Raw genomic sequence first — 23,384 nt, forward strand, 5'->3', positions numbered from 1 at the left:
CCGGGATCGTCCCGGGCCGAGTGATGTGGACGTGGGGATAGGGGATCATCATGGTGCGAAACCTTCGTCACGCCGTACGTGGCCTAGTGCGGACCCCTGGATACACGGTCGCGTTCGTATTGACGCTGGGCCTCGGAATCGGCCTCAATACGGCGATCTTCAGCGTCGTCAACGGTGTGCTGCTCGAGCCGCTCCCGTACCAGGACGCGGACCGGATCCTGTACGTGCGTCAGCCGGCTGTTCAGGCGGGCGTCAGAAACGCTCGCTTCTCGTTCAACGAGGTCCAGGACTACCGAGAGCGCTCCCGCACGATCGACCAGTTCGTCGAGTACGGCGACTGGAGCTTCACGGTCGTCGGCGACGATGCCCAGCCCCATCGGGCGGTCGGCGGCCTGGTCACCTCGAACTACTTCGACGTGCTCGGCCTCACGCCGGCGATCGGGCGACTGCTGGGTCCGCAGGACGATGGCGACGACGCCGAACCGGCGGCTCTGCTCACGCACGACTATTGGACCCGCGTCTTCGGCGCGGATCCCGACGTCATTGGCAAGACGGTCCGCCTGTACGCCTTCTCGGCGCCGACGACAACGCGCATCGTAGGCGTACTGGAACCGGGCACGCACTACACTGGATCGGGACAGCAGGACTTCTTCGTCAACTATGCGACGAACGAGCACTACCAGAGCGCGACCATGCAGGACCAGCGTAACCACCGCATGACCGACATCTTCGCTCGCTTGGCTCCGGGTCAGTCCGCCGAGGCGGCGCAAGCCGAACTGAAGGCACTGCAGGCGCCGATGCTCGAGCAGTTCCCCGACGCCTATCCCGACGCGGCCGGCTTCGACATCGTCTCCGCACTCTGGCAGGACGAGCTCACGAGGGATGCTCGTCCCACGTTCTTGATCCTGATGGGAACCGTGGCGCTCGTGCTGCTGTTGGCGTGCGCGAACGTCGCCAATCTCACCCTCACGCGCATCGTGCGGCGTGAGAAGGAGTTCGCCGTTCGTGCGGCGCTGGGAGCCGGGAGGGGAAGACTCCGGCGCCAACTGCTCACCGAGAATCTGGTCCTGTCGCTCGCGGGCGCGGGGCTCGGTCTCTTGCTAGCGGTCTCGGGGCTCGATTTGCTCGTGCAATACGCGAACCGGTTCACGGTGCGCACGGGCGAGATCGGCATCGAAGTGCCAGTACTGCTCTTCACCATCGGGATCGCGGTGGGGGTCGCAGTTCTGCTCGCGTGGGCGCCTTCGCTGCCAGGTGTTCAGGGGCTCGGCAACGCCGCCGGTGCCGCCGGCAGCGCGCGCGGGGTCGTCGGCCTATCCAAGAAGCACCTGCAACGTTTGCTGGCTGTGAGCCAGCTCGCGCTGTCGTTCACATTGCTCATCGGTGCCGGGCTGATGGTGCGTAGCCTCGTGAACCTGACGACGCTCGACACCGGGATCGCATACGAGAACGTGGTTACGATGCAGGCACCGAATACGACCGGAATGTCCGCGCCTGAGAACCTCCTGCTCATGGATCAAGTCGTCGAGGAGATTCGCCAGTTCCCGGGCGTGCGCACGGTGGCGCACGCCTCACGGGCCCCGTGGAGCCCGAACACCGTACTCCGTCCCCTGACCGTCCGCGTGGAAGGGCTGGATCCCGAGGGCGTGGTGAGCCCCATGGTGCAGCGGAACTTCATCTCGCCAGAGTACTTCCAGACAGTAGGCATTCCCCTCGTGGCGGGCCGCGGCTTCATGACGATGGATGACGCCAGCTCCGACACCGTCGCGATCATCAACGAGCGCATGGCGCAGGACCTCTTCCCCAATGAGGACCCGATCAACCGTCGCATCGCGGCGCAGAACTTCAATGGTACCTGGGGTGCATGGACCCGCATCGTCGGCGTCGCGGCAGACACTCGGGAATACGGCCTGTCCGTGGCGGGCGCGCACACGATCTATCGGCCAGCAGCTCAGGGCATTGCCGGCCAGAGCCTCATCGTCAGCACGAGCGGAGAACCCGGTCCGCTCGCGCGGCGCGTCTCCGAGATCGTGGGTGGGCTCGATGCGGATCGCCCGGTCGACAACGTCACCACGCTCTCGGAGCTCCGCGCCGAGAACATTGCGCCAGAGCGTTTGAACGCGACGCTCTTCGCTGCGTTCGCGCTGCTCGCGCTCGTTATCGCGGCGATCGGCGTGCTCGGCGTTCTCGCCTTTGGCGTGAGCCAGAGGACCCGCGAGTTCGGGGTGCGCATGGCGCTCGGGGCGGAACGGGGGCAGGTACTGCGCATGGTACTTCGCGAAGGCGCGCTGTTAGCCGGAGGCGCGCTGTTGGTGGGTGGCGTCGCTGCGGCGACGTTGTCGCGCTTCCTCGTCGGCCTCCTCTACGAGGTCGAGGCTACCGACCCCGCGACGTACGCAGGCGTGGGGGTGATCTTGGCGATTGTGGCGCTGCTCGCCGCGTACGTGCCCGCGAAACAGGCCACGAGGGTCGATCCGATGGAGGCGTTGCGTTCCGAGTGATGGATCGAGCCTAGGCTCACACTGGGTTGATCGGGGGTAGGCGACTCTCGACCTTTCGAGAGCAGTCGCCCCCGATCTCTTTCCAATGGTACCCTACGAGTGCCTGAAACGCTCGATTCAACACCGTCCGCCGTGAAGCCCTCCTCCGCCGTGCCACCGCGGCCCGCTGAGGGTTTCCCGTGGTCTGAAATCGAGCGCGCGACCGGATCTCCCACTCTGCAGGGGAACCGCATCCGGCTCCAGTTCGAGGGCCCGAACACGTTCGAGATCTGGCTCGAGGCGATCAATTCGGCGCAACGCTTCGTCTACTTCGAGAACTACCTGGTCCGAGACGATCGCGTCGGCAGGGCGTTCCGCGAGGCGCTCGTCAGGAAGGCTCGAGAGGGCGTGCCGGTCTTTCTGCTGTACGACTGGATCGGTTGCTGGGCGACCCCTCGCAAATACTGGAAACCGCTGCGTCAGGCGGGTGTCCGAGTGTGCGCGTTCAACCGGCCGTCGCTAGGCGTGGGAGATGCGTTCGGCGTGCTCCAGCGCGATCACCGGAAGCTCGTCGTCGTTGACGGTGAGGTCGCGTACGTCGGTGGATTCTGTGTCGGGAACGAGTGGGCCGGCAGTTCGAGCGAGGCACCTTGGCGGGACACCGGCGTCGAGATACGTGGGTCGGCGGCCCGTGCGGCGGCCGTCGCGTTCGAGTCGCTTTGGGGCGAAATCGGCGAGCCGATCGTCCGGGAGCAGGCGCTTGCGCACCCGCCTGACGCGGGCGAGACGCCCGTCTGGTTGATCGAAGGGGAGCCGGGCAAGACGCGTGTGTATCGAACGCTCCACCTGGTCGCTGCGCGCGCGAGGCAGCGCATCTGGATCACCGATGCGTACTTCGTCGCGCCGCGGTCGATCTCGGAGGCGCTCGGAGCTGCAGCACAGCAGGGCGTCGACGTGCGCATCCTCGTACCCGCCCACAACAACTGGCCGCTGGTGGGCAGCTTGTCCCGCGGCGGCTATCGGTTCTTGCTGGAGTCGGGCGTGCGCATCTTCGAGTGGCAGGGGCCGATGATGCACGCGAAGACTTCGGTTGTCGATGGTCTCTGGTGCCGTGTCGGGTCGAGCAACCTCAACTCGGCCAGCCTGATGGGGAACTGGGAGCTCGATGTCGGCGTTCTGGATGCGGACCTGGCGATGCAGCTCGAGGGGTTGTTCGTCGCCGATCTGGCTTCCTCGGCCGAGATCGTGCTTCCTGGCCGGACAGCAGTCGTGCCTGACCCCGTGTCTTCACAGTCGTTGACGCGGACAGCATCGCTCGATCCGGAGGGCACGGTACCGGAGCGGTTGGAGCAGCAGATCCGTACGCTGGGCAACCCGCCGGGGCAGATCACTCTCGCCCCACTTGTAAGGGCGAGCGCTGCGTTGGGTGAGGCGCTTGCGGGTGATCGGCCTTTGGGCCGCGAAGACCGCACGGTGCTCGGGACGGTATCGGTGATGATCGCCGCGGTTGCGATCTTCGCGTGGTTCTTCCCGACGGCGGTGGGGTGGATCGTATGGGCCGTGGCCGCGTGGCTTGCGGTCACGACGGGGATCCGTGCGTATCTTCAGGCCCGACGCGCGCGGGCGGAGGAGCGCATTGCTGCACTCGACATGGAAATCGAACAGGAAAGCGAGACACCGTGAGCGAAGTCGACATCGGCATCATAGTCGCCTTTTCGGCGGGAATCTTCTCATTCTTGTCCCCTTGCGTGTGGCCGCTCGTGCCGAGCTATCTGGCCCTCGTGACCGGCATGAGCCTCGAGGATCTGCAGGAGGGCGTGAACCGAAAAGCGACGTTCATCCACTCACTGCTGTTCGTGCTCGGCTTCAGCGCGATCTTCATCGTGCTCGGTGCCTCCGCCTCGTTCCTCGGACAGTTCTTCAAGCAGTACGAGCTCTGGATCGCGCGCATCGGCGGCGTGATCATCATCGTGCTCGGTCTGCACCTGTCCGGTGTGTTCAAGCTCACGCCGCTCATGCGCGAGAAGCGCATCCACATCAACGACAAACCGGCAGGCTACCTCGGCACGATAGGTGTCGGCATGGCATTTGCGGCCGGCTGGACCCCATGCCTCGGGCCGATCCTGGGCGCGATTCTCACGTACGGAATGTCCCAGGACACGATGTGGGCGGGTGTCGGGCTGCTCACGGCCTATTCCGCTGGCCTCGCGATACCATTCCTCATGGCGTCGCTCGCGCTGGATGCGTTTCTCCAGGGGTTCAAGCGCTTCCGCCGCTGGATTCCCGTGATCGAGAAGGCGTCCGGCGTCATGCTCATCGGGCTCGGCATCCTACTCCTGACTGGCCAGCTCACGGCGCTGACCGCGATCTTGGCACGCTGGACACCGGACTTCATCTATAATCGGATCTAGTGGCTGCGTCGGCCGCGCCGGACGAACTTGGCCATGTGGCGTAGCCCGGGTCAGTCTCCCGAGCTGGTCGCCAGACGGGACTCCAGATCTTCCTCGAGCATCTGGCGCCGAAGCAAGCGCGCGTACGTCCCGCGGCCGCTGATCAACTCGGCGTGCGTCCCCCGTTCCACCAACTCTCCACCCTCGAGCACGAGGATCTCGTCCGCGTGCATGACTGCCGATACACGATGGCTGATGATGAACGACGTCCGTCGCTTCATCACGGAGCGTAGGTCCTCCAAGATCTTCGCCTCCGTGTGCGTATCGACCGCGGAGAGTGCGTCGTCCAGGACGAGGATCAGCGGGTCGCGCGCGAGGGCGCGAGCTAGAGTGGCGCGCTGCTTCTGGCCCCCGGACAGGTTGATGCCTCGCTCTCCCAACATCGTGCCGTAACCGTCCGGAAAGTCCTCGATCTGCTCGGCAAGCTGAGCGATGCCCGTCGCTTGCGCGATGACGTCGCACGGCTCACCGGACTCCGTGAGGAGCGGCTCCTCTGAATCGAGCCCTAGACCGATGTTGTCGGCGATGGTCGCCGAGAACAGGAAGGAGTCCTGCGGCACCATGCCGATGCGCAGGCGCAGGTCCGCGGGATCGACGTCGGTGAGCTTCACCCCGTCCAGGAGGATTTCGCCGCCCGTCGGGTCGTACAGGCGAGCGAGCAGTCCCACGAGCGTGCTCTTACCCGAGCCGGTGGGCCCGACGATGGCGACGGTAGCTCCCGGCTCCACGACGAAGCTGATGCCTCGGAGCACGTCCCGATCGGTGTCCGGATAGGCGAACGAGACGTTCCGGAATTCGATCCTACCGAGCGCGTGTGCGAGGGAAGCCGGCCGCAGAGGCACTTCGACCGCGGGCTTCACGGCCAGGATCTTGTTCAGGCGTCCCATCGACGCCGCGCCGCGCTGATACAGGTTCACGACCCAGCCGAGCGCGATCATGGGCCAGATGAGCATCACCAGGTAGAAGCCGAAGGCGACGAAGTCCCCGATCGTCATCCGTCCCGCGATCACCTCGAGCGCCCCCATCCACGTTACGATCACAATGGCGATGCCGGAGATCAGCATCAGAACCGGATGGAAGGCCCCCGCCGAGAGCACCAGGCTCATGTTCTTCCGCCGGTAGTCGTCGTTGTAGGCATCGAACTGGCGTGCTTGCTCGGCTTCCTGCGTGTATGCGCGCACGATCCGCACTCCGGTCAGGTTCTCCTGGACGAAGGTCGAGAGCGAGGAGAACTGCTCCTGGATCTCCGCGAAGCGGCGGTGGATGATGCGCCCGAAGCCCAACACGATCGGTGGCAACACGACCATCGGCACCATGGCGTAGAGCGTGAGCCGTGGGCTGATCCAGATCATGAGCGCGAGCGAGAAGACGAAGCCTACGATCGTATTGGCGGTGTACATGATCGCCGGCCCCACTGCCATCCGTACCGCGAGGGTATCGTTCGTCGCGCGGCTCATCAGATCGCCCGTTCGCGTGGTGCCGTAGAACGTCGCGTCGAGCCGGAGGAGGTGCACAAAGAAGTCGTCGCGCAGATCGCACTCGATACGGCGGCTCATCCCGTTGAGCAGTTCACGCATTCCGTATCGCGCCGCCCCTCCGACGAATGCTGTCGCGACGATCAGGCCCGCATACGTCGCGAGCCGCGCCGCGGCAACGTCGGGGTCGGAGTCCTCCATCCCGTCGAGCGCGAGCTTGATGAGGTACGGGCCCGCCATCTGGAACAGGTTGGCGAAGAAGACGAACACCACACCCCAGTACAGCGACCGCATGTACGGTCGGAAGTACGGAAGAATCGCTCGCAGTTCGCCCATCGCACCCTGTTCAGTACGCGATCGCCCGGCCGCCGCGGCGGGGATCGGACCAACCGGTGAGCACTCCGTCAGCTCCGTAGGTATAGGCCGCTACCAGCAGCGCCAGGGCGATCGCGACCGAGCAACGACGGCGAAGGTGCTTGATGTCGAAAGAGGAGGAAGGCATGGAGCCTGGAAGGGTAGGGGGTGCGTTGCCGCGTTCGGTCCGCTCGGATTGCTGTTCGGCGCCCGAAAAGATCCGTGTGCCTCCACGTACCGACAAGCGCTATGCAGGATCCCCGCCTCACAGAACAACGGAACCCCCGGTCCAGCCGCATCGACGAATCGGACGCTCTGGGCATCGTGGACTCTCCTGCCCGATCACATAGTCAGAAGCGCTCCCAGAGAGCGGTTGCGACGACTATGTCCCGCCCGATGCGGTTCTGTTTCTGTGCGCGTCGTGAACCACTCAGGTCGCCATAGCTCCGCGTAGCACCTATCCTGTTGAGTGTCAGTTGCTCCGTTGGAAGGCATCGTCCAATGCACCCGAAAGACAACCCGCGAGGATTCAGCGAGAGCCTCCGCGCGACCGCGCTTCGGGCCTACCGCAGCGTGATGGAAGCTCTAGGTCTCGCGCATGGGGAACCCGACCTCACGCCGCCCGAGGATCCGGCGAAGGCGCCTCTGGCGGTGCGCATTACAGAAGTCTACTGGCGACGAGTTCGGGACACGGGCCTGGGTGAGAGACAGGCCGCGGCCATGCGAGACGAGCTCAGCCTCCGGGTCGCCGAGTGCCTGAATCACTTCCAGAGCACGGCCCCCGAGGACGTGGTCGAGCTGGAGCGAACGCTCGAGCACTATGACCGCCTCCGGGAGGAGGCCGGAATCAACCGAAGGCTGTTGGAGGAGCCCTCCCGACTCCTCCCGGGCGTCCTGGGACATGTGCAGGCGGTGACCGAGGCTCTCTTGGGTGCCATACCGGCGCTGTTCGGCTTCGTCACGGGCCTCCTCCCCTACCTCGTGACCAGGACGTACGCGAGACGATCTACACCGCCTGAGGAGGCAGAGAGCAGGCTCACAGGCAGCCATCTCCTCGTCGGTGCGCTGTCATTCTCCCTGTTCTACGGCGGGCTCATCGGCCTGGTTGCGTGGCAGTTCTCCAATGACGCGACGCTTCTGCTCGCCGTGCTATTAATCCCAACGGGACTGTTCGCCCTGGGCTACGCCAGGCGTATGCGGACGATCGTCGGCCACCTGGGAGATCGCACAGCTTCCTGGTTCAAGCTGAAGGCGGTCGCTCGCCTGCGAGATGCTCAAGGCGAGCTCGTTGGGAGTCTCGACCTCCTGCGCAATCGCTACCGCGAGGAAGTGCTCGGATTGGACCCGCTCCCGGCCCACTTCAAGCGGCGGAGCACCTGGCACGCGGTCGCTCGCGTGTCGGTGATCGGAGTCTTGACGGCCGGAGCCGTGCTCTTCATCAGGGGATACGTAGACCGTGACATCCAGGGGCTGCCGCTCGGCCCTTCACCGTGGCAGGAGACGCGCGCATCCGACCCGGCGGAAGCCCAGCGCGAGCTCCTTCGTGACGCGCGGGGCGTGCTCCTGGCTGCCCAACAACTCGACCGCATGCAGGAGCAAATGGCCGACCTGAGGGCGGAATTCCTACGCGGTGAGCGCGACTTCCTCACCCAGGCGGATCATGACGAGATTAATTCCCTCCTGCTCGTCTACCTGGATTTGCGCTCGGCGCTCTTGAAGACCGTTTGGCTCTACCGCGGAGAGAATACGGAAACTTCAGCCACGACGGACGACCCGCTCGAAGCGCGTGCGTTCCTGACGGCCTACACCGCCGCGGCGCTCCTCGTGGAAAAGGCTTGGGTGATCTACGACACGTTTCGGGACGACCCGACGACGAGACGACAGTTGGACCTCGGCGACCTTGCATGGGGCATTCCTCCAGGCGTCTTCCGCAACCTGGTCGCCGGTCTTTCGAACCAGGCCGTAATGGCCGAGCTCCAGGAGGCCGAGCGCCGATTCGAATCCGATCGCGCTGAAGGTCGCGTGCCCCGGGGAGCTCCATGGAGCGACCTTGCCGTGCGAGCCGCGCTAGCTCGTCCGGCTCTCGAGCAAGTCTTCGACGACATCGGAAGACGCAGGCTCAAGCGTGCGTTCGGGGAGCTGCGCGAGCAGATTCGCGCGCCGGTGGGCGAGGTCACGCCGATGGTGTCGATGGCGATCAGTCGGTTCCGCTTCAAGGAACGCCCCCCTCATCGCGGACTCATCAGTCCGGAGCAACTAGCGGCTCTCAGGGCCGAGCTGCGGCCGGGTGACATCCTCATCGAGCGACGCAACTGGTACATCAGCAACGCCCTGTTGCCTGGCTTTTGGCCCCACGCGGCGCTCTATCTGGGGTCCCCCGAAGAACTGCTCGAGCTCGGGGTCGCGATGGATCCCCGAGCCGCTCCCCACATGGCGGACTTCCAGGGACAGAACGAGCTGGGAGACGACTTCGCGGTTCTCGAGGCGATCGGCGAGGGCGTCATCTTCACGAGCTTGGAGCGATCGGTCGGCGAGGCGGACGCCGTTGCGGTCCTACGACCGAACCTATCCGACGAGGATCTGCGCGAGGCGCTCAGCCGAGCGCTCAGCCACCGCGGAAAGGAGTACGACTTCGACTTCGACTTCGAGACGACCGACCGGCTCGTCTGCACGGAGCTCATCTTCCGTGCCTACGACGGCCTCCTACGGATTCCCGAGATGCGCCTCATCATGGGCAAGCCACGGATCTCGGCGAGCGACTACGTGAGGATGTGGGCGGACGGCCGCCAGTCCGACGCCCCCCAACTCGAGCTCGTCCGCTTCCTCGACTTCGACGAGCCGAACGGCGTCGCCGTGGAAGCCGATGCGGAGACGCTGGTCGAAACGCTCGAGCGCTCCCGGTTCACCTTCCGAAACTGATGGGAGATGCGAGTCGGAACGGTCAGGGCGCGGCTAGCCTGGCACACTCGAGCGATCGACTCGCCCCAGCCGTCGACGGGATACGAGCTCGGCAGGCAGTTCGGGGAAGGAGCCCAGCACTTCTGGTTCGCCGAGCGCAGTCAGATCTATCCGACGCTGAAGCGCATGCGGGATCGGGCGTGGCTCAGCACCAACGCGGATGCTACGGCTGGAGTGTTCGCGTAGCTCCTGCGAAGCCACTCGTCCGAGCGGCGTGCTGACGCCTGAGGCACTGGCGGACGTCCTTCATCCGGCAGTGGCCGCAGCGGTGTTGGGATGGCAGGTTGGGACCCTGCAGGCCCAGCGGGGCAACCCCGACAGCGCACCTCCCGAAGCCGAGCCGTGACTCCACGTGAAGCAAGCGATCAGTTGGGCCTCGACATGCCCGAGCGCCCCTGGCCCAGCCAGTCATGCGGTTTGGCTACCTGGAGGCGACCGGAATCATCAAATGCGCGTATGGGGTGTCAGGCCACATCACCCACGGGCCGCCGGTGAGATGATCAGTCGAGATGCCCTCCAGGTAGGACCGCCCCGAATCCGCATCATCATCGGCTCAGATCAGCAAATCGCGAGCAGATCCAGCCACAGCAACACAAACGGCAGCCCCAGCGCGAAGAGCTCCGACACGATGCTCACGCTCACGAAGCCCGTCGAGGAAGGGCCCCCGCCCACACGAAGGCAACCGGGCGCAGCAGAGGCTGCCCGAAGGGGTGTGGGTCGCCGACGATCTGAGGCGCGCGGCGGACCTCATCCTGTCGGATTCGCGGCGTTGACCCGGTCTTTCGCCTCGGATAGCTTTTCAGGCCAGAAACCTCGCCCTTGGGGGTGGGTATTCAGAGCTGTGGAGACGGACCCGAGGCTCCACGGCAGGTAGATCGAGATATCAGGAGGATGTCGGCGCCATGGTGACGATGACGAGTTCGGCGAGCGAAAAAGTCCAGGACTTCATACGGGAGCACGGCGTCGAGGGTGACGTTGGAGTCCGCGTTGCGGTGCTACCCGGTGGGTGCTCCGGCTTTCAGTACGGTTTGAACGTCGAGGACGGTCCCGAAGCGGACGACGAAGTGCTCGACGTCAACGGCGTGAAGGTGTTCGTGGACCCGTTCAGCGCGCAGTACTTGGAAGGTGTCGAGATCGACTACGTCACGAGCATGATGGGTCAGGGCTTCACTTTCCAGAATCCCAAGGCGAGCGGCGGTTGCGGGTGCGGGAGCTCGTTCACGGTTTGACGCCCAGCCGGCGCTGACGAACGGACTCGGCGCTCTGACCCGAGCCGGTCGGCATCGTTACCTTCACGGCTCGAGTCGCTCCGACTCGCGTAGGATCACGCGCAGTCGAGGCAGGCGATCCCAGGTGTGGAAGGGGTCGGGCGCGCCGGGGCGAGCTCACCTTCTCCCCGCCCTGGACTCCCGAGCGTATCAGCATCCATGCCTACCATCCGGACGTCACGGGTCCCTGTGCGTGCCGGAAGCCGGGCGACGGTCATGTATCTGCAGGCAGCGGCCGACACAATGGTGCTCGCGCCGCCCGGCTCCAGTGATCTAGCAGCCGGCGCTCACGTCCGGATCCGGTCCTTGAAGAAAGCCTGACCGTGCCAGGTCTCGGTTGCCGGCCGCTCGAGCGCGCCCGCCCGAGCTTGCTCCACACGTGTCAGGCTCGTGTCGAACACGCGCGCGTCGGGTCCGATTCCCCCGTCCGCCGCGAGAGCTCGGAACTCGGCGCGCGACAGAGTCAGGATCTCGGTCCCGTCCCGGAACCAGACGGGCGCACGGTCGACCAGGGTGACGCCGAGCTCTCCGCCGAAATCCTCCAGGCGATTCACGAGCGCGTCGATCGCACAACCCGAGGGCGCCTCCGCATCGACGTCCACACCCACGAGCAGGAAGCGGCCTTCGCGCAGCTCCCGACCCGATTTCAGGGGCAGGCCATGTGCCGTCCAGGAGGCCAGAAACTCGTCGACCGCCTCCAGGCATGCTCGGGCCTCGACGTGCGTCAGGGTCCGGCTCGCCGGAAAGACCCAGAGGCGGCCATGGCCCGGCAGCGCTTCGAACGGTACTCGTGGCACGTCAGCCCCGTACCGGCCCGTACACCACGACGACCAGGCACGCCAGGACGAACAGGAGCCTGGCGCACGTGTCTTGTTCCGTACGGTCGAAGTTCATGGACGACTGGTGGAGGCGTTCGGGGCGGCCAGCGGCGAAGGGTACCCTCAACGCCCCAGGAGTGCCATAACTTTCCCAATTCGTGCTGGGCATGAAAAATAGATAACGTACGTAAGAAAATTATTAAATTTCCATAAGGTCGGAGCGTTGCGAGGTGGCGAACAGCGAAAAGCGGATCGATCTCAGGAAAGCACTGCTGAACCCTGCGCTTGTATTCCTTGGTCCCGAGGATGTGCTTAAACGGGACGAGTTGACTCGCGAACAGAAGATCGAAGTCTTGCGTCGGTGGAAATTCGATGCGCTACAACTTCAAGTCGCGGACGAAGAGAACATGCGAAGCGAGCAATCCTCGGATATTCTAGACCGGGTGCTGCAAGCGCTCCATGCGCTGAACGCGAGTCCCAATCTCGAAGATTCGCCGTCCACGAAGCACGGCGGCGTTTGATTTCAACTTTCGCCGCCAGGCAGTTGAGCGGGAGAAGGCGCACAATGCTGGACACGTTCGGCCGGCCTCTCAAGAGCCTCCGGGTCTCACTGATCGACAAATGCAACCTGCGTTGCCAGTACTGTATGCCCGAGGAGGAGTATGTCTGGTTGCCTCGCGACGACATCCTCACCGTCGAAGAGATCGGGGATCTCGTCGATGTCTTCACCGAGCTTGGGGTGGATAAGGTGCGGCTCACAGGAGGCGAGCCGCTGCTCCGCCGCGAAGTTGTGGATGTGGTGGAGCGCGTAGCGGCAAACCCGGACGTTCGTGACCTGAGCATGACCACCAATGGTGTGTTGCTGGCGAAACAGGCGGAGTCCCTCCGGAGCGCGGGCCTGGACCGGGTCAGCGTGAGCCTCGATACGTTACGGCCGCAGCGGTTCGAGCAGCTCACGCGCCGCAACCGTCTCCCCGAGGTGCTCGAAGGGATCGATGCCGCCGCGGAGGGCGGGTTGAAACCCCTCAAGATCAATACCGTGGTTATGCGCGGGTACAACGATGACGAGCTCACCGACTTGATCGACTTCGCTAAAGATCGGGGCGCAGAAGTCCGTTTCATCGAATACATGGACGTCGGCGGCGCAACGCGGTGGACGATGGACATGGTCGTTTCAAGTAGGGAGATACTGAGCCGGCTGGCGAGGCACTATGGACCGATCGAGCCGCTGCTCGACAATGGCTCGGCTCCGGCGAACCGCTATGCGCTGCCCAACGGGACGACCTTCGGCATCATCGCCTCGACAACCGAACCATTCTGCCGTGCCTGCGACCGGAGCCGGCTCACTGCCGATGGGATGTGGTTCCTGTGTCTGTACGGGGCCCACGGGATCGACCTTCGGCGACCTCTGCGAGAGGGGGCCTCCCAAGACGAGATCAGGTCGCTGATCGTGCGCGGTTGGACAAATCGTGCCGATCGCGGGGCCGAGGATCGGAAGGCGCTGGGCTCCCGGGGCCCTCTCTATCAGATCAAGGATCTACGTAAAGATCCGCACCGGGAGATGCACACGCGGGGTGGATGACGGTGCGGCTTGGAAGTCCTCATGGGTCCACCGGGCGATAAACTCGGCGTACGGCTCCCGGACCTCGAGACGGCCCCACGCGCGCGACCGTATAGGCCACCTCGACGCCGTAGAAGAGTGCCAGCAGCACCTGGAACGGCGCGGAGTAGCCCGGGGCGGCGATCAGAAAGTCGACGTAGCGCTGGTACGACCGGGTGGAGCTCGGCGCCCAGAAGGAGGGACCTGGCCTCGGCATGCGCCTCGAACCAATCGAGCTCGTCGCCGAGGGCCGAGAGGGCCCGTGATCAAGGCGCTATCAACTAGCCGGGCGTCCCCCTACGTTCGGACGCCTACTTAAATCTGACGATCGAAGCGGGTCATTATGTACCGCCATGGGGTATCCTCGCCAATGAACGTGCTCCTCATCTCCTGCTATGAGCTCGGCCATCAGCCGTACGGGGTGGCGTCCGCTGGAGCACACCTACTCGCTGGAGGCCGCCATCAAGTGGAGTGCCTGGATCTCGCCGTGGAGGTTCTCGACGAGGCCAAGGTCCACCGAGCTGACTTTGTGGGGATCTCGACTCCCATGCACACGGCGATCCGACTCGGTGTCAAAGCCGGTGAGCTGGTCCGGGGGTTGAATCCGCGGTGCCACATCTGCTACTTCGGGCTCTACGCTTCTCTTAACGAGGACTACCTCCTCGACGGCATAGCCGACAGCGTGATCGGCGGTGAATTTGAGACGCCGCTCACTCAGCACGTCGACCGCTTGGCGGAAAATGGATCGCCCGCCCCCGGAGGCGTCTCTCTCGCTGAGCTGCGCGGTCCGCCGAACCTGTCTCGACAGCAGTTTCTCCCGCCGGCGCGACACTTACTACCTCCCCTGGAGAAGTATGCCCGCCTCAGGACCTCCGAGGGAGAGCTCCGGCTTGTGGGACACGTCGAAGCGAGCCGCGGTTGTGCTCACCGGTGCCGCCACTGCCCGATCCCCGCTGTCTATGAGGGGAGGCTTCGAATAGTTCAGCGGGAGGTCGTGCTCGCAGATATCGACAACCTTGTGCACATGGGTGCGCAGCACATCAACTTTGGTGACCCAGATTTCCTGAACGGTGTGAAGCACTCACTCGGGATTGTTCGGGAGATGCGCAACCGCCACCCCGAGCTGAGCTTCGACTTCACGGCCAAGATCGAGCACCTGATCCAGCATCGTGACGCGGTCATGGAGCTCGCAGCGCTGGGGTGCGTCTTCGTTCTGTCCGCCGTGGAGAGTGTGGACGACCGTGTTCTCCGGTATCTCGACAAGGGTCACACCCGCGATGACGTGGTCGCTGCCCTGGAGATTACCCGGGCCGCCGACGTAGCGCTTCGCCCCTCGCTGCTGCCTTTCACGCCTTGGACGACGCTGTCGGGGTATTTGGAGCTGCTCGACTTCGTGCAGGATCACGATCTGGTATATCAGCTCGATCCAGTACAGTACTCCATCAGGCTCCTTCTGCCTCCGGGGTCATGGCTCCTTGACATTCCGGAAATCCAACCCCACGTGGGGAGCCTGATTCAGGAGGACTTCATGTACACGTGGCGGCATCCGGATCCCCGTGTGGACATGCTACAACGGCAGGTCGCTCGAGCCGCTGAAGAAGCGGCCGGCTCCGGTGAAGACCCGGCGACGACCTTCAACCGGATCAAGGAGCTTGCCCTTTCGACTATTCTCGGCCAGCCGACCGTAGCCCGGCCCCGATACCGCCGTCGAAGTGCTAGACCGCCGCATCTGACTGAAGCGTGGTTCTGCTGAGCTGAGCCGACCGAGAGTCAGTTCGGCTCTGTGGCGACGGGATTGGAAAGCTAGACGATGCCAGGGCCGGGACGGTGCACAGCCTGGGCGGCTCCCCGCACCCTCTCGCCGAGTACACGTCCCTGTAGTGCTGGTAGAGGGCGGCTTGCGCCTTCCCGTCCCCGGCCCAGGATCTTAGATCTCCGTGTCAGATGACGCCTCACTCGAGGCTCGCCTTCCCGACCCCCTCCGGCAGTTCTTGGAGCTTTACGGAGCGAGTCGCTTCTGGGACAGCCACGAGGCTTTGGAGGAGGAGTGGCGCAGGAGCGGGAGCGACTTCTACCAGGGCCTGATCCTTTATGCCAGCGCATGGGTTCACTGGGAGCGGAGGAACGCTCACGGTGTGCGGGCTCAGCTCAACAAAACCTTGGCGCGTCTGGACGCCTATCCAGCCGCTTACCTCGGGCTCGACGTTGCCGAACTGCGTGCCCACTGCCTTGCGGTACGGCAGGAGGTGGCCGAGAACCCCGATGGCTGGCCCGACCGTGTCACGGCCATGCCGCTCTCCCTCGCCGCGAATCGCCTCCGGGGCGACGAGGTGGAGCTTGGGGAGTGAACACCTCCGCGTGTCTGGCACTCTCTTCCGCGTTACTGGCGGGCGCCACGCCCTGGCCGGCACTGCGTCAGTTGGCGTTCCAGAGTCCTGAGAGCGATTCGCCGTGCGGGCTCTCGAGGAGCTTCTCGAACGCTCGGTTGCGTATCTGCCTGATGCGCTCGCGTGTGACGCCGAGAAGCGATCCGATCACCTCCAGGGTCCTCGGCTCGCCGTCGTCGAGGCCGTAGTACAGGTAGAGGATCTTCCGCTCGCGCTCCGTCAGGTACTGCTCGAACATCGCCTCGAGGAAGTCCCTGCAGGCGATCGCTTCGACGTTTTCCTCGATTTCCGACGCCTCGGCCCCCGAGAACCGCTCACCGAAGCTCGCGCCGTTACGGTCGCTGCGGTCGATGGGGGCGTCGAGACTCAGCTCGGAAGCTGCCACGCGTCGGAGCGCACGGATGGTCTCCACCTGCTCTTCCATCTCACTGGCGATCTCGGCGTCGGTCGGCGTGCGGCCGAGCGACTGCGTGAGCTGTGTGTTGGTGCGCGCGAGCTTCGCGAGGTTCGAGTTCTGATTCAGCGGGATGCGCACCGAGCGGGTCTGCTCAGCCAGCGCCTGGAGGACGGTCTGGCGGATCCACCACACGGCGTACGAGATGAACTTCACTCCCCTGTCCGGATCGAACTTCTTGACTGCCTTGAGGAGCCCCTCGTTGCCGATGCACACGAGCTCGCTGAGCTCGAGACCTCGGCCCTGGTACTTCGTAACGAAGGAGATCACGAACCGGAGGTTCGCGGTCACGAGCCGCTCGGCGGCCTCCTTGTCCCCAGCGCGCGCCCGTCGCGCGAGCTCACGCTCCTCCCACCGGTCCTGAATGAGTGGGTATTTCTCTACGTCTTGCAGGTACTGATCGAACGAATCCAGACCATGGGGGGAAGAAAACATTCGTTTCGTGCCGTTCCAGTCGAGGGTCGGTTTGGTCCTGGCCAAGCAAGGCGAGGCGGACCGCGACTACCTGTAGCAGGATTGGGTTATCGAGGGGATCGGGGTAGCCAACCCGGAAAACTAGCCCAGCGTTGGCCGCAGTGGGAGCCACGTCAAATTACACCTCGCGGTCAGCGGGACCCATTCTTCGTCCCGGTGGCTTAAATTCTTTGTAGGTCGTACCCTTGTGGAGACTCACAGCGACCCGGGAGGGCTGTTGGACAAAGAGATCCAAGAAGCGGTCAACGAACAGATCCGCGGCGAGCTGTACTCCGCGTATATGTACTTGGGTATGTCGGCCCACTTCGCGGAGCAGAACTTCGATGGGTTCGCGCGTTGGATGCGCCACCAGGCCCAGGAAGAGCTGCAACACGCGATGCGGCTCTACGGCTACCTCCTGGAGCGAGGTGGCCACGTGGACCTACGGGCCGTGGAAGCGCCGCCGACGAAGTTGGGCAAGCCGCTGGAGGTCTTCGAGGCCGCCCTAGCCCACGAGAAGAAGATCACCACGATGATCCACGCCATCTACGACCTGGCTCGAAAGAAGAAGGACTACGCCACGGAGGCGCACCTTCAGTGGTTCGTCACCGAGCAGGTCGAGGAGGAGGGCAAAGCGGGACTCGCGGTGGAGCAGCTGCAGCTGGCGGGGGACGACACGTCGGCACTGCTCATGCTGGATCACCGCCTCGGGCAACGTTCTAAGGGGTAGCAGGTCGCCCGCAGCAATCCGGCGGGGAGTGCCCGCTACTTCTCGGCGGTGAAGTAGGGGTTATCGCCCGCCGAGTGGTTGGTTACGTCCTGGATGCCCACGATCTCCGGCACCTGTTCCTTGAGGATTTTCTCGATCCCCTGGCTCAGGGTTACCGACGCCATTCCGCACCCCTGGCAGCCCCCGCCCATCTGCAGGTAGACGATGTTGTCCCTCACCTCGACCAACGTTACGCGCCCGCCATGCTGGGCCACTCCTGGGTTCACGTATTGATCGATCGTCTGCTGAACCCGGTCAGCGAGAGGGCCCTCCAACGGCTTGGAGCCGATCGGCTCCAGGTTCGGGTTCTCCACTTTGAACCCGCTCTCCATCACGGTTTCGATCCAATCGATGCGGGCACCGTCAAGGATCTTCGCGCTCTCGGGGTCCATCACAACCTCGAACCCGTTGTCGTCGAACACGAGGTCTTCTTCGCACTTCTCATGGTGCTCGATCAGCGTGATGTCGTAACGGGGATCAAGCGGACTGGGGCTCGCGACGCGGATGCGCAAGGCTAACCTGGTGTCGCTGTCGCTCTCAAGGAAGCCGAGGACCGTCTCTCTTGCGAGGTCCGTGAACTCGACGGGCGCCTTCGTGGTGTTGCTCATTACTTAAGCGTCGACTCTGGGCTGGTCGATGGACGAGCCCCAATCTAGCGGCATCATGGGCCGCCCGTCACGTGGCCATCCCGCCTTCGCCCAGCTCACGCCCTACGCGGTAGCGGCCCTCCAGGGCAGGGGCGGCTGTTCAGGCGGGTGGTGGGGTCAGTCATCGAGGGCAGAACCAGCTAGTCGTCTCGCGGTTGGCGAACGAGTCGGATGTACGGTAGCGGCTGTTCCCAACCATCGGGGAATCGCTCCTTCGCCTCCTCGTCGGAGACCGAGGGAGCAATGATCACGTCGTCGCCCTGCTGCCAGTCCGCGGGCGTCGCGAGCTGTTTCTCGGCGGTCAGTTGGCACGAGTCCAGAAGCCGTAGGATCTCAGCGAAGTTGCGGCCGGTACTCATCGGGTAGGTAAGCGTCGCTTTGATCTTCTTGTCGGGTCCGATGACGAACACGGAGCGCGCGGTGGCATTGTCTGCCGGCGTGCGGCCCTCCGACGTATCACCGGCATCGGCGGGCAGCATGTCGTATGCCTGCACGACCTCGAGCTTCGGGTCGCCGATCAGCGGGTAGGTCACCGCGTGACCCTGCGACGACTCGATGTCTTTTGACCACGCCTCGTGGTCGCTCACACCGTCGACGCTGATTCCGATCGTCTTGCAGTTGCGGGCAGCGAAGTCGTCCTGCAGTGCCGCGACAGCACCTAGCTCTGTCGTGCATACGGGGGTGAAGTCCTTGGGGTGCGAGAAGAGAATCGCCCAGCCGTCACCGATCCAGTCGTGGAAGCTGATCGTTCCTTGTGTGGTCTCGGCGGTGAAGTCCGGCGCGGTATCGTTGATACGAAGTGTCATGGGTCCTCCTGGGTTGCCTTGGTAAGGCGTTGCTATGCGCTGGCGCGCTAGTGCTAGTGCTAGTCAGTCACCTCGCGAAGCGCACCGGTCTTCACGTCGAAGACGAAGCCGCGTACTGCCTCGCTGTGAGGGAGAAATGGGTTCGTTCTCACCCGCCTGAGCGACTGCCGCACGTCCTGCTGCGGGTCGGCGAAAGCCTCCAAAGCGAACGGAGGTCTCATGCCCACATCCTCTGTGATCGCGGCTTTGACCTCGTCATCCCGGAAGGTGAGCATTCCGCAGTCCGTGTGATGGATCAGGATAATCTCGCGGGTCCCGAGCAGGCGTTGAGAGATGACGAGCGACCGGATCGCGTCATCAGTAATTACGCCGCCAGCGTTCCGAATCACGTGGGCCTCCCCGAGCTCGAGTCCGAGGATCTCGTAGACATCGAGCCGGGCGTCCATGCAGGCCACCACCGCGACCTGGCGGGACGGCGGCATGGGAAGCTCGGCCTTGTCGAACGCTTCGGCGTAGGCGTCGTTGTTCCTCAACAGCTCATCAGTAACGCTCATTTCAATCTCTCTTTTTCTCAGTAACGGGAGGGTGAGGACGTGCCTTCGTCCACCGTAGGCACTCACGTCTCGGCGCTCCGTTCCAGCAGCCCGTGGTAGAAGTACAGTGGGCCGCCACCCGCAAGCGGGTACCCGGGGGTCTCGCGAGACCTGGAGTAGGCACGACGACGAGTCGTAGTTGTTCGGGCACCGCCGCCGAAGGCGGTGGTCCGAGGAGGAGAAACGACCTCCAGGGCCGCGACCCCCCTGCGCCCAACACCATGTGTGAAATACATACCGGTTCGTGGGTTACGGTGGCACGGTCCCATCTCCGTCGTTGGCGCTCCTAGCCGTAGCGACGGCTATGGCGTCGTCGCACCGCCTAGGAGCTGGAGCCGTGGCACCGTAACGCGGCCCGCTGTACTTCTACCACGGGCTGCTAGCGTCGTGTGGGTCGCACCGAAATGCGACGGGGAACGCGGCGACGCCGAAGTGTGGGGATGGCTCTCGGGTGGCGGCGTCGCCTAGGAGCGCACGTCTCGCGCGCCACTCGGGTCAACCACCCGAGAGCTGATACAAGCCGCGCGCACGGAGATGAGAATCGACATGGTTGGGCCTATATAGGACGGGGAGAAAGGCTCGTCAACCTCAATGCTGTATCATCTGTAAGCTCGCCGTGCGCCAGGCAGCTGCACTAGATCCGTGAGCCTCCACGTACCGACAAGCGCTATGCGGGATCCCCGCCTCACAGAACAACGGAACCCCCGGTCCAGCCGCATCGACGAATTGGACGCTCTCGGCATCGTGGACCTGATCAACGCGGAAGACGGCATGGTCGCCGCCGCGGTGGGTGAGGAACGTGAGGTGATCGCCCGTGCGATAGAGCTCGCCGAGGCCGCGTTCCGGGCCGGGGGTCGTCTCATTTACGTGGGCGCAGGCACCTCGGGAAGGCTCGGGGTCCTGGATGCCGCGGAGATGCCACCGACGTTTGGCACCGATCCCGAGATGGTACGAGGCATCATCGCGGGTGGGTACGAGGCGCTCGTCCGCGCGCGGGAGGGTGCCGAGGACCGAAGCGAGGACGGCGAGGCCGCGATCGACGAGATCGAGGTCAGCGCGGACGATTTCGTGCTCGGCATCGCCACCTCGGGCACGACGCCCTATGTGCACGCAGCACTCGCCCGCGCGCATGAGCGTGGGGCCAAGACCGGCTTCTTGCTGTGCACGCGTCCGTCCAAGGAGTTGCTCGAGGGGCACGACGTCGTGATCGCGCCTCTGGTGGGCCCCGAGGTGATCACCGGGTCCACGCGCATGAAGGCCGGTACAGCGACGAAGCTGGTGCTCAACACCATCACGACCGGAGCGATGGTCCGGCTGGGGAAAGTGTACGGCAACCTGATGGTCGATCTCCAGGTTACGTGCGAGAAGCTGCAGGACCGGGGTGAGCGAATTCTGTCCGAGACGCTCGATCTCGAGCGGCCCGACGCGGCGAGCCTGCTCGAACGCGCACGCGGTCACGTGAAGATCGCGCTGGTGATGGGACGCCTGGATGTCGATCGGGACGAAGCGACTCGACGACTCGAGGACGCCGCCGGCGCCCTCAACACGGTGCTGGGAGATCTGGACCGTTGAGTGACCGTCGTCGTTCGCGCCTGCTCGCGCTCGCGATCAGCCTCTTCGCGTCGGCGGTGTTGGTGGTCGCAGCGTTCAACCCTGCGCCCCACAACGGCGGAGACAACGCGGCGTACGTGACCCTTGCGTACTCACTCGTGCAACACGGTACGTACACGGACCTCTATGATCCCGCCGGCCTCCCGCATACGAAGTATCCGCCTGTCTTTCCAGGCCTTCTCGCGGTCCTGCTCCTGCTCGGCGTCCGGACGTGGACGGCGCTGAAGGCGGTCACTGCGCTCTCAACCATCGCGGCCGTAGGGTTCACGTTTCTTTGGGCCGAGCGCCGGCTCGGTCCATGGCCGGCGTTCGGGATCTCGCTGCTGCTCGCGATCTCCTCAGCGGTCGTGTACTACAGCCACTGGATTCTGTCCGACCCTCTCTTCGTCGCGTTCAGCATGGCCGCGCTCTGGGCTCTGGAGGGCGCGGACTCCGACGACGCGAAGTGGTGGTGGATCGTCGGTGGTGTGGCGGCGGCGGGCCTAGCCTACTTCACGCGCTCGGCCGGTCTGCCGCTCCTGGTCGCTCTGTTCGCCTGGTTCGGACTCAGGAAACGATGGCGTGCGCTGGGCGGCAGCGCGGTCGCGATCGGCATACCGGCACTGCTCTGGTGGTTGCGAGGGCGCGGCGAAGGCGTTGCCGAGTACGGTACCGAGTTCTGGATGGTCGACCCGTATCAGCCGGCGCTCGGCACGGTGGGTATCGGCGGGCTCGTGAACCGCGCGCTCAGCAACTCGTGGGCGTACGTGAGCGAGCACGGTCCCGGAGGAATCCTCGGAGGGAGCGCAGGGAGCGGAGGCGGCGTTGCGGCGTTCGGAATCCTCCTAACGGTCGCGGCGCTCTACGGATGGTTCCGGAGCTCGAGGGAGCGCGTCGGGGTTGCCGAGCTCTTCCTGCCTCTGTATGCCGGCCTGATCCTGCTCTGGCCGGAGGTCTGGTCCGGCGACCGGTTTGCGCTCCCGCTCTATCCGCTCTTCTTCCTCTTCGCTGCGCTTACACTGCGAACGATCACGAGCAGGGTCGGTGGAATGGGCGGGAGCGCTCTCACCGTCGCCGCGATGTCCGCGGTATTGCTCCCGGCAGGCAGGGATTGGATCGCCTCCGTGCAACAGGCCTCCGCTTGTGCCGACGCGACCAGATCCGGAGGTGCGTGGGCCTGCTACGGGTCGGGCATCGCCGACTTCGCTACGGCGGCGGAGTGGATGGGCGAGGCGCTTCCTGAAGGCTCGGCGGTCATGACGAGGAAGCCTCGGCTCTTCTACGTGCTTTCAGGGATCCCGAGCCGTGTCTTCCCCTTCGACGACGATCCAGCGGTGCAGCTTACAGAAGCCGACCGACTCGGCGCGCGCTATCTGCTGCTCGATCATTGGGACGGGCTTGCGGGGCGGTACGTGGGGGGTGCGCTCCAACGGTATCCGCAGGCGTTCTGTTCGGTGCGGGCGTTTGGGACCGCCGAAGCACCTACGTACCTGATTGGTGTCCGCCCCCCTGCCGAGCGCGGCTTCGGGGCGCCGAGCAGGGGCGACGTGCAGATCGACGGCTGCACGACCGACTTCGCCTTGGCTGGCGCGCCGGGCGTGGGTTACTCGTCGTCGACCTCGATGCGGATTCCGTTGCTCGACCGGCTGGACCCATAGAGGAGCGCGAGCGTGACGCCGAAGATCACATGCTCGACATACGCGCGGTCGTGCGGATCGAGATCCTCCAATAGGTGTCCGATCACGGGCAGGCGGTGTTGGGGGGCGTGTGCCCCGAGCAAGCGGGAGAGGCCTCCGACGGGGTCGACGGCATATTCCGCGGTGCCGTAGAGCGCGCCTTTTACCAGCGTCGGTCCGGGCACTCGCGGTTCCACCACCGCCCCGTAGACGAGGCCCTGCCCAATGCCGGCCAAGAGTCGATCGCCCGTCTCCCTATCGAGCGGACCCACGCCCGACTCACCACGAAGAAGTGGCCGCAGGACGTCGACCATGAGAGCCGCCGCGGCGCCGGCCGCGCCAGCACGCAACAATCGCAGCGTTGGAGTCTTCCTCCGCGGCTTCCAGCCGCTCAACACCTTGGCCACTGCGGCCGTGGCGCCAGACGCCACGATGTCGTCGATGGAGGGCCACGCCAACGCGGGGTCGCTCTCGCCCTCGGCGTTCAACGACTTAGCTTGTCGCTCGGCGAGCCCCTTTAGCGATCGACTAGCGAGCGATCGCCCCGCCGTAGGCGGACCGTGACGGGCACGCTCGAGGGCGTAGCCAAGGCGAAACCAGAAGCTC

22 protein-coding genes are annotated in these 23,384 nt (G+C 64.7%); 13 read left to right on the plus strand and 9 right to left on the minus strand.

Features of this window, described 5'->3' with window-relative positions:
* Positions 1-50 precede the first annotated feature (50 nt).
* The 3 genes from IIB36_03060 (at position 51) to IIB36_03070 (ending at position 4,891) form a co-directional block, all read left to right on the plus strand.
* Positions 51-2,501, plus strand: a complete 2,451-nt coding sequence (locus IIB36_03060) for an ABC transporter permease (protein MCH7530726.1) — start codon at positions 51-53, stop codon at positions 2,499-2,501.
* A gap of 132 nt (positions 2,502-2,633) precedes the next feature.
* Complete coding sequence (locus tag IIB36_03065) at positions 2,634-4,163, plus strand: cardiolipin synthase B (protein MCH7530727.1); 1,530 nt, start codon at positions 2,634-2,636, stop codon at positions 4,161-4,163.
* A complete protein-coding gene (locus IIB36_03070) occupies positions 4,160-4,891 on the plus strand; it encodes a cytochrome c biogenesis protein CcdA (GenBank protein MCH7530728.1) in 732 nt (243 codons plus the stop codon). Before IIB36_03065 ends, IIB36_03070 begins: the two co-directional genes overlap by 4 nt.
* 50 nt (positions 4,892-4,941) lie before the next feature.
* Here IIB36_03070 and IIB36_03075 read toward each other — a convergent pair whose 3' ends face one another.
* Both IIB36_03075 and IIB36_03080 read right to left on the minus strand, forming a co-directional pair.
* The gene (locus IIB36_03075; protein MCH7530729.1) at positions 4,942-6,741 is read right to left on the minus strand and encodes an ABC transporter ATP-binding protein; all 1,800 of its coding nucleotides are present in this window, start codon (positions 6,739-6,741) and stop codon (positions 4,942-4,944) included.
* Positions 6,742-6,751: 10 nt separating this feature from the next.
* Entirely contained in the window at positions 6,752-6,907 is a 156-nt protein-coding gene (locus IIB36_03080) for a hypothetical protein (GenBank protein ID MCH7530730.1), read from the minus strand.
* A gap of 353 nt (positions 6,908-7,260) precedes the next feature.
* Between IIB36_03080 and IIB36_03085 the strand changes: the two genes are divergently transcribed.
* The 3 genes from IIB36_03085 to IIB36_03095 all read left to right on the plus strand — a co-directional run bounded on the left by IIB36_03085 (position 7,261) and on the right by IIB36_03095 (position 10,946).
* Entirely contained in the window at positions 7,261-9,678 is a 2,418-nt protein-coding gene (locus IIB36_03085; protein MCH7530731.1) for a hypothetical protein, read from the plus strand.
* A gap of 6 nt (positions 9,679-9,684) precedes the next feature.
* Positions 9,685-9,903 carry a PadR family transcriptional regulator gene (locus IIB36_03090; GenBank protein MCH7530732.1) on the plus strand — a complete coding sequence of 73 codons (219 nt, stop codon included), beginning with the start codon at positions 9,685-9,687 and terminating at the stop codon, positions 9,901-9,903.
* A gap of 716 nt (positions 9,904-10,619) precedes the next feature.
* Positions 10,620-10,946: an iron-sulfur cluster assembly accessory protein gene (locus IIB36_03095; GenBank protein ID MCH7530733.1), complete on the plus strand. Its 327-nt coding sequence runs from the start codon at positions 10,620-10,622 to the stop codon at positions 10,944-10,946.
* A 326-nt stretch (positions 10,947-11,272) separates the two neighbouring features.
* Here the strand turns inward: IIB36_03095 and IIB36_03100 are convergent, their stop codons facing one another.
* Complete coding sequence (locus IIB36_03100) at positions 11,273-11,782, minus strand: hypothetical protein (protein ID MCH7530734.1); 510 nt, start codon at positions 11,780-11,782, stop codon at positions 11,273-11,275.
* 272 nt (positions 11,783-12,054) lie between these two features.
* On the opposite strand from IIB36_03100, the gene IIB36_03105 reads away from it, so the two are divergent.
* Positions 12,055-12,324, plus strand: a complete 270-nt coding sequence (locus IIB36_03105; GenBank protein ID MCH7530735.1) for a hypothetical protein — start codon at positions 12,055-12,057, stop codon at positions 12,322-12,324.
* Between the two features lie 44 nt (positions 12,325-12,368).
* Positions 12,369-13,385, plus strand: coding sequence for a GTP 3',8-cyclase MoaA (moaA, locus tag IIB36_03110; GenBank protein ID MCH7530736.1), 1,017 nt, complete (start codon positions 12,369-12,371; stop codon positions 13,383-13,385).
* A gap of 19 nt (positions 13,386-13,404) precedes the next feature.
* Here moaA and IIB36_03115 read toward each other — a convergent pair whose 3' ends face one another.
* Complete coding sequence (locus IIB36_03115) at positions 13,405-13,620, minus strand: hypothetical protein (GenBank protein ID MCH7530737.1); 216 nt, start codon at positions 13,618-13,620, stop codon at positions 13,405-13,407.
* A gap of 153 nt (positions 13,621-13,773) precedes the next feature.
* On the opposite strand from IIB36_03115, the gene IIB36_03120 reads away from it, so the two are divergent.
* Both IIB36_03120 and IIB36_03125 read left to right on the plus strand, forming a co-directional pair.
* Positions 13,774-15,156: a radical SAM protein gene (locus IIB36_03120; protein ID MCH7530738.1), complete on the plus strand. Its 1,383-nt coding sequence runs from the start codon at positions 13,774-13,776 to the stop codon at positions 15,154-15,156.
* A gap of 184 nt (positions 15,157-15,340) precedes the next feature.
* Positions 15,341-15,751 carry a DUF309 domain-containing protein gene (locus IIB36_03125; GenBank protein ID MCH7530739.1) on the plus strand — a complete coding sequence of 137 codons (411 nt, stop codon included), beginning with the start codon at positions 15,341-15,343 and terminating at the stop codon, positions 15,749-15,751.
* Between the two features lie 67 nt (positions 15,752-15,818).
* Here the strand turns inward: IIB36_03125 and IIB36_03130 are convergent, their stop codons facing one another.
* The gene (locus tag IIB36_03130; protein MCH7530740.1) at positions 15,819-16,679 is read right to left on the minus strand and encodes an RNA polymerase sigma factor RpoD/SigA; all 861 of its coding nucleotides are present in this window, start codon (positions 16,677-16,679) and stop codon (positions 15,819-15,821) included.
* Positions 16,680-16,932: 253 nt separating this feature from the next.
* Between IIB36_03130 and IIB36_03135 the strand changes: the two genes are divergently transcribed.
* On the plus strand, positions 16,933-17,427 hold the full coding sequence (locus IIB36_03135; protein MCH7530741.1) for a ferritin: 495 nt from the start codon (positions 16,933-16,935) through the stop codon (positions 17,425-17,427).
* A gap of 35 nt (positions 17,428-17,462) precedes the next feature.
* Here IIB36_03135 and IIB36_03140 read toward each other — a convergent pair whose 3' ends face one another.
* From IIB36_03140 to IIB36_03150, 3 genes are all read right to left on the minus strand, one after another.
* Positions 17,463-17,858 (minus strand): NifU family protein, encoded by a 396-nt coding sequence (locus IIB36_03140; protein ID MCH7530742.1) that lies wholly within the window; start codon positions 17,856-17,858, stop codon positions 17,463-17,465.
* 395 nt (positions 17,859-18,253) lie between these two features.
* Positions 18,254-18,919, minus strand: a complete 666-nt coding sequence (locus IIB36_03145; protein ID MCH7530743.1) for a peroxiredoxin — start codon at positions 18,917-18,919, stop codon at positions 18,254-18,256.
* A 59-nt stretch (positions 18,920-18,978) separates the two neighbouring features.
* Positions 18,979-19,473, minus strand: a complete 495-nt coding sequence (locus IIB36_03150) for a carbonic anhydrase (GenBank protein MCH7530744.1) — start codon at positions 19,471-19,473, stop codon at positions 18,979-18,981.
* A gap of 708 nt (positions 19,474-20,181) precedes the next feature.
* On the opposite strand from IIB36_03150, the gene murQ reads away from it, so the two are divergent.
* Both murQ and IIB36_03160 read left to right on the plus strand, forming a co-directional pair.
* Positions 20,182-21,084, plus strand: a complete 903-nt coding sequence (murQ, locus tag IIB36_03155; protein ID MCH7530745.1) for an N-acetylmuramic acid 6-phosphate etherase — start codon at positions 20,182-20,184, stop codon at positions 21,082-21,084.
* Complete coding sequence (locus IIB36_03160; protein MCH7530746.1) at positions 21,081-22,760, plus strand: glycosyltransferase family 39 protein; 1,680 nt, start codon at positions 21,081-21,083, stop codon at positions 22,758-22,760. Before murQ ends, IIB36_03160 begins: the two co-directional genes overlap by 4 nt.
* Here the strand turns inward: IIB36_03160 and IIB36_03165 are convergent.
* Positions 22,706-23,266: a hypothetical protein gene (locus tag IIB36_03165; protein ID MCH7530747.1), complete on the minus strand. Its 561-nt coding sequence runs from the start codon at positions 23,264-23,266 to the stop codon at positions 22,706-22,708. The two genes, IIB36_03160 and IIB36_03165, sit on opposite strands and share 55 nt — an antisense overlap.
* Positions 23,267-23,384 lie beyond the last annotated feature (118 nt).

This window comes from Gemmatimonadota bacterium, from assembly GCA_022560615.1.
Taxonomy (GTDB): Bacteria; Gemmatimonadota; Gemmatimonadetes; order Longimicrobiales; family Gaopeijiaceae; genus UBA1138.